General features: G+C 57.9%; 8 protein-coding genes. 6 read left to right on the top strand and 2 right to left on the bottom strand.

The window, feature by feature from the left end:
- The first annotated feature begins 50 nt into the window (after window positions 1-50).
- From AWB76_RS43220 to AWB76_RS42595, 5 genes are all read left to right on the top strand, one after another.
- Window positions 51-278: a putative phosphothreonine lyase domain-containing protein gene (locus AWB76_RS43220; RefSeq protein ID WP_061165264.1), complete on the top strand. Its 228-nt coding sequence runs from the start codon at window positions 51-53 to the stop codon at window positions 276-278.
- A 31-nt stretch (window positions 279-309) separates the two neighbouring features.
- Window positions 310-555, top strand: a complete 246-nt coding sequence (locus tag AWB76_RS38220; protein ID WP_061165263.1) for a helix-turn-helix domain-containing protein — start codon at window positions 310-312, stop codon at window positions 553-555.
- 63 nt (window positions 556-618) lie between these two features.
- Complete coding sequence (locus AWB76_RS38215) at window positions 619-1,260, top strand: RNA 2'-phosphotransferase (RefSeq protein WP_341845328.1); 642 nt, start codon at window positions 619-621, stop codon at window positions 1,258-1,260.
- A gap of 327 nt (window positions 1,261-1,587) precedes the next feature.
- The gene (locus AWB76_RS38210) at window positions 1,588-1,941 is read left to right on the top strand and encodes a hypothetical protein (RefSeq protein WP_061165262.1); all 354 of its coding nucleotides are present in this window, start codon (window positions 1,588-1,590) and stop codon (window positions 1,939-1,941) included.
- A 1,155-nt stretch (window positions 1,942-3,096) separates the two neighbouring features.
- Window positions 3,097-3,465: a 4-hydroxyphenylacetate 3-hydroxylase N-terminal domain-containing protein gene (locus AWB76_RS42595; RefSeq protein ID WP_244173705.1), complete on the top strand. Its 369-nt coding sequence runs from the start codon at window positions 3,097-3,099 to the stop codon at window positions 3,463-3,465.
- Window positions 3,466-3,580: 115 nt separating this feature from the next.
- On the opposite strand, the gene AWB76_RS39980 is transcribed toward AWB76_RS42595, so the two are convergent.
- Both AWB76_RS39980 and AWB76_RS38200 read right to left on the bottom strand, forming a co-directional pair.
- On the bottom strand, window positions 3,581-3,832 hold the full coding sequence (locus tag AWB76_RS39980; RefSeq protein ID WP_074171506.1) for a hypothetical protein: 252 nt from the start codon (window positions 3,830-3,832) through the stop codon (window positions 3,581-3,583).
- 105 nt (window positions 3,833-3,937) lie between these two features.
- Window positions 3,938-4,267 carry a hypothetical protein gene (locus AWB76_RS38200; RefSeq protein ID WP_061165260.1) on the bottom strand — a complete coding sequence of 110 codons (330 nt, stop codon included), beginning with the start codon at window positions 4,265-4,267 and terminating at the stop codon, window positions 3,938-3,940.
- Between the two features lie 1,422 nt (window positions 4,268-5,689).
- Here AWB76_RS38200 and AWB76_RS41430 point away from each other — a divergent pair.
- The gene (locus tag AWB76_RS41430) at window positions 5,690-5,914 is read left to right on the top strand and encodes a hypothetical protein (RefSeq protein ID WP_157696335.1); all 225 of its coding nucleotides are present in this window, start codon (window positions 5,690-5,692) and stop codon (window positions 5,912-5,914) included.
- Window positions 5,915-5,951 lie beyond the last annotated feature (37 nt).

Below are 5,951 nucleotides of genomic sequence, written 5' to 3'. Positions count from 1 at the left end.
ACGGGGTACGGTGCTTCGCCATAATGGGCACCTCCTGAACAAAAGGATAGATGTCCACGAAAGCGGGTCAACTCCAGGTGTCCACCGCTCTGCGCAGCATGGGTCGCGATGGGCACGTCATCTGTGTCTACACGCATGACTCGGCCGATACGCGAGACCTCATGCGCGCTCGCGAAGTGCTGCAGTCGCTTGGCTTCGTGAAGGAGCTTGGCTACAAGCGTGACGTTGATACACGGAACAGAATTTACAGTGCTGGAGAGTGGTACGTACGTGCGTAGCCAGCCGTCGCAATCAAATCAGAGAGCCACAATGTCGACGAACGCGAAGATTCCACCGCCACCTGACGCCGACGATTTCATGTCCACCGCCGAAGCCGCGAAGCTGCTATTTGTTTCCCGTCCACATGTCGTGAAGCTGCTCAAGCAAGACAAACTCGAGCTTCACCACAAAGCTGGGAACACCCGCTTCCTGACGAAGGCGTCAGTGCTGGCCTATCAGGCGCACCAACGTGCTGCGGAAAAGGTCTACCAAGCTTCAACAGGTGACAACGAATGAGCGGAACCAGTTGGCTGAGGATTCAAAGCTTGGATTCGCTGCAAGTTCGGGACATTCCGGCGGATGTATATTTACATGAGCACGAATGCCGATTCACGCGTTGCGGCCGGCCACGCCGCGGTTAGCAGACTTCTCTCGAAGATTTTGCGCCATGAGCCCGAGATGGTCGGCATACGCCTCGACCGTCAGGGCTGGGCGTCTGTCGATGAACTGATACGCGCAATAGAACGTACTGCGCGCAATGCGAACACATCGAAGCGACTGAGGACATTGCCAACAGTGACCAGAGAACTCATCCTCGCGGTCGTGGCCACAAACGATAAGCAGCGGTTTTCGTTATCTCAGGATGGCCTGCGGATACGAGCGGCACAGGGTCACTCGATAGGCGTGGACCTCGGATATGCCGATATGGAGCCGCCGGCTGTTCTTTATCATGGCACCGCGTGGAGCAACTGGGAGAGTATCGCGGCTGACGGATTGACGCCTCGGACCCGGCACGCTGTCCATCTGAGCACGGACGTCAACACAGCGACGCGCGTAGGAGCTCGCCACGGCCAACCACTGGTATTGGTGGTGGGCGCAGCGCAGATGCACGCTGACGGGTACTCTTTCGCGCGGTCGGATAACGAAGTTTGGCTTACTCCTGCTGTGCCGACGGCATACCTGTCAAAGTGGACGTCCGACGAACGAGGGCCAAGCTCATGAAGGCGCGTTGTCGCCAGTTCGTGCTGAAGTGCGCGTTTTGGGACGACCAGCAACATCAAACCACGTCGAAGCTGTACGCCAATCAACCTTCGTGAGTCGAACATAAATCCGTCGCATGGAGTCGGCTTAGAAGGCACCGCCCCTACGACGCTCAAAATGCTTGACGCCCAGTTGTGAGTTTTCGTAAATCACATTCAACCGCATAGTGCAGATACGGGTCGGCAGCCAGGTGTTCGCGCTCCGCTGAACGAATTCGCGCGCGGCGCGACGTGAGGCGTGTCCGATGGTCACACTGATTCGGCAGTTACCACAGCTATAGAGAACGACATGACAGACCGACGTGTGCCCGATGATTTCCCGACAGACCAAGACCTAGGCTCTGTAACCGGGGTTCAACCAAAAGTTCTCGTTCGCGATGTCGACGGGCGTTATCAAAGCGGTCTCACCGAGGAACAACTGTGGGTACGCTATGAAGCGTGCGAGGACCTTGCTAGTCAGCTTTCCGCGTATGTATCGCGGAAGATTGCTAGCTCAGGGATGCCACCAGATGTGGCGTTGACCCGGGCTGAGAAAGGCGTGAGATTGAAGGTCGACGCTGGCGAATGGAACTTCTCGCAACGAGAAGTGGCGTGGGTCATGAAGCGCACCCGGCAACTGCTGTCCGCTGCGACCGATGACTAGCGAGCACACACGCTGAGAAGACCGACGCAGCACCCGCCCCAAAGGACAGACCCAGCCCGCCATGTCGGACATCGACGGCTATATATCAGCCGGGACTCTTCGAATCCATCCATTTCTCTGCCTTGGTGCGACCTGCCTGAAGCGGTCCCGTCATACGAGCTGTCTTCTGGCATAGGAGCGTTCGCAAGAGCGGCTGCCGCTCCAGGTCCTGAAGCAAAACGTTGGCCCAAACACTGCGTGCATCTCGTCCACTGTTTCTCACGCTCCCGGAGCCGCCTGAGCTGCCCGTACGTAGTGGGAAAAACCTTCCACTGGAAGAACCACGACGAGTGCGCAGCAGAAGGGACCGCCCAGTCAGTCGCCACATAGAAGAGAAACATGGAGATACTGAACGGGCGGTAATTTGCGACCGGAACTTGCGTGTCCGGAAAACGAGTCTCCATTGCAGACGGTTCGATTGCGCTGTACGTGAATCGCTGGCTTGAAACGCCGTTTTTGCCGCCCACCGGTGCCCGCGGCATCCGGCCATTTGGAACGTCTTTCCGACCGCTCCGGATTCGCTGAATACTGCAGAAACGTCGTCTCATGAGAAATGGTCGACGAAGTTCGACGTCGCAAATTTTCGGGCAAACAGCCGAGTGCTTCCTCGCCCTAGTTCGCATCCACGCCCGATGCTGGTTTTTGCTTCTTATGAAAGAACGAAGATTTTCCAGCGCCTGATGCAGGACGATGGGTATTGGCCTTACGGGAAGGCGGAAGCGGTGCGCCTGGTGTCCATCCCTGGGTGTCGCTGTGGGGCGCGCTAGCTCCAGCTTGTCGGGGCGGCTTCGGGTTCTGCGGAGGTTGCGCATTTGCTAATGTCGAGCAAATCACAAGCGCCGCTCCAACAGCCAGAATCGTCTTGCTCATCAACGTCTCCTCGTTGTCGTTCAAAAATTGCGCCACAAGGGCGCTACTCCCTAGGTCGGGGAAACGGCTCGCCAGAGCGGACTAAGCGTTTTCATCGCATGAGTATCCAACACTGTCGCCGCTATGCCACGAGCCACGTCCCGAGCAATGGGTCTTGCGTGATACGAGCAGCAGTCGCAAAACTTCTCGAGCAGGCCGGCCTCAGTCATCGGACTCTCGACGCTGCCACGCGGTCGTTCTACTGTTTTGAGCCATGCGCTGATTACGCCGCAAAACGACCGCTCGAAGCAATCCTCCGAGCAGGCCAGCATGCACCTGCGCGTAGTGAAGGAAGCCGAGGACGGTATCTACGTGAGCGGCGCGCGCATGATTGCGACGCTCGGCCCCGCGCTTTTACTCGCTGGCGAGCGAGGTACGGCCATTCCGGAGCAACTCGTTGTCGCCAGCATTCGACAGTTTTTGTCGGCAACGCCATCAGGCTCGTACTTGGGACTCAGTGTGCTGCTCATAAGCATCTCTGTTGCCCGCGCTAGACTTACAGGCGTTCCGGCTAGAAGCTTTCGTGTCGTTAGCTCTTGGCAGCGGTCGGATGCCAGTCATTCGCATTGTTACTAGGTGACGCTCGGCGGGCGTGGTTGTTTGTGCACGAGTTTGCACCGAGGCGCCGTCCGATGCTCACGCCGGTCAGCCCAATTGCTGCCTGTGATTCCGCTTGTGCCGACGCGGTCGTTCAACGTGCAACTGTTGGCTGCATCTGCGCCTGCTGTTGTGCTTGCGCCTGAGCGTCAGCTTGCTTGCGCTTCTCTTTGGCGAGATGCCGACCGACAACGCAGCCACCAACCGCGCCGACCACGGCGTGATGTCCAGCATAGTGACCAGCGACACCGCCAACTACAGCGCCTTTCAGGCAACCCTCGGCACTCGCGGCGCCGGCGGATGCAAGCAAGACGCTTCCTAGCGCGACCATAATAATCTTCTTCATTGCTTTACTCGTTTTCGTTGAAAGGGGCGAACTCCGCCGCTGTGTCCGTGTATATGCAGTCGCAACACCGAGAATCAAGGGTCTCTCCGGCGTTGCGTGGCGGCTTCACTGCCCGATTTGCCTGCTTACGTGGTTTTCCTGCTGGTTGAGCGCGCGGCCTTCCTGGCGGGAGACGTGGCCGCCGTTATCGCTTGCCATCAAACGCTCCTCCGTTCGCACTTGGTGGTCGTCGCGATGCAAACGCATCGCCTCGCCGCGCGGCAACTCACCTTCTCGGACCTCCCGAGAAATCCGGTGGTCCTGGTTCGACAATCGCTTATTGACCTCGGCGCGCCGCGGATGCGATGCATCCCAGTTGGGTGCGGCTAATGCGGTTCCAACGAACGTAATCGACGCCGCGGCGATGACCGCGACTTTCTGAGTGAACGCATTCATGGTTACTCCCGTCAAGTCGATGAGTCGGCTTCGTGCCGTTCATTGCTTCAACGTTCCCCTTGGCCAACTTGTTGACGCCGCATTTGTGAGTTGTGAAACGGAATATTTCTCGCCCACCGAGCTCTTGGGACCCGCGGTAGAGACCCGCACCGGCTGGTTCCATGCGCGCGCCTATGAGAACGTATTGAGCAAAGTGCATGCGTGGGCCGACAACGCGTGCGGCAGAACCCTGCCCAAGCGCTCAGCCTGACTGGAATTCGCTCATCCGCAGCAACCCGCATAACAACACTAGAGAGGCTCCTGATGCTGAAGGGTTCTCTTGCAATGATGCTCGCAAGCATCGCATTCATGTTCTCAACACTCTACGTCGCGGGGGTGTTCGACTCACCGCGAAAAGGCCCGAAGGTCTTCGAAGAGCTGATGGTCAAGAACGACGACTGGGTACACATCTACAGAACGTGGAGACTGGCTGCGAGTACATCCGGGTACGCGACGGCGTCACACCTCGCCTCACGGCAGACGGCAAGGTTATGTGCGGCCTTTCCAAGTAAAAGATGCCCCCAACGGCCCACGCTTTGTGTTGGCCGCCTTACCGGCTCTGAGCGCAATACCTCCTTGCGACGCGGATGACTAAGTGGTCGTCTCGAAGCGGAGTTCGCAGGGGTTGTATCGTTACGTCGATAGAGCCACGAAATCTTTTGTGAGAGCAGGACATCGTCAGTTGCAGCCGTAGCCGGTACGCCGATTCCACCAACAGATTGCCTCACCTTCCGTGCAGACGAACATGCTGCCAACGGGTGTCGCATTGCACTGTTGCCTGCCGACGACCGCTTGTCGTCGAGCTATCACGCGTCAACTCTATGTCTGATGACGCGACTGCGCTCTCTATCGCTGCACGAACTTTCGCGCTTCCCTCGGACGGCTCTGTTGTACCCACGACAGGCGCGACGCTACATGCAGATATAAACGCGCTCATACAAATGGAAACAACCGGACGATTCGCCACAGTCATAACCATGGCCTGCTCCTTATAGGTCACCGCACGTCGCGCGTGTTCTGCGTTCGTTTTCCGGATGCCCGGACACGCTAGCAGCGAATTTCGATTCGCCTGCCCGACGCACGAGTACGCGTTGGAAGACAGCGAACATCGAACAATTCTATCCCTGGGTTTTCGATGCGGTTCTGAGACGTCGCTCGAAGACGCCAGGGAAACACCCTACCTCTCGGTGCTCCGCTCCCCCTGGGCTTGTTTGGAATGACCATCTTTTCGCGCTGGCGCTGCACCGAGGTTACAAGTAGAGCATCGACTGCGCGGTCGATACGGCACTACATCAACGATTCCTGTCGGCTAACGTCAACGCCGCACCCACCCGGACGTTAATGAGGCAAGGCGCTCGGCCTTATCTCTCTCGGAGAATAGATATGAACAAGATTTTTGCAGTCGCTTTGGCAGCATACTTCTCGGTCGGTATCGCGTGCGCCCAAACATCTGCTCCAGCGGCGACGTCCGCCGCGAAACCCACGCCGGCCGCGGCAGCAACTTCGAACTGTGACGCCCAAGCAATCGATAAGAATGGCAAGCCGCTGTCCGGCGCGGCCAAAACCTCGGCGGCCTCAAATCTGACGTGCAACACCTGTTTCGTATAAGGTGTTGCGATGCACGAAAGAACTCAGTATCAACAGC

The organism is Caballeronia temeraria (assembly GCF_001544795.2).
Lineage (GTDB): Bacteria > Pseudomonadota > Gammaproteobacteria > Burkholderiales > Burkholderiaceae > Caballeronia > Caballeronia temeraria.
This window is presented reverse-complemented; position numbering and strand designations above follow the sequence as displayed.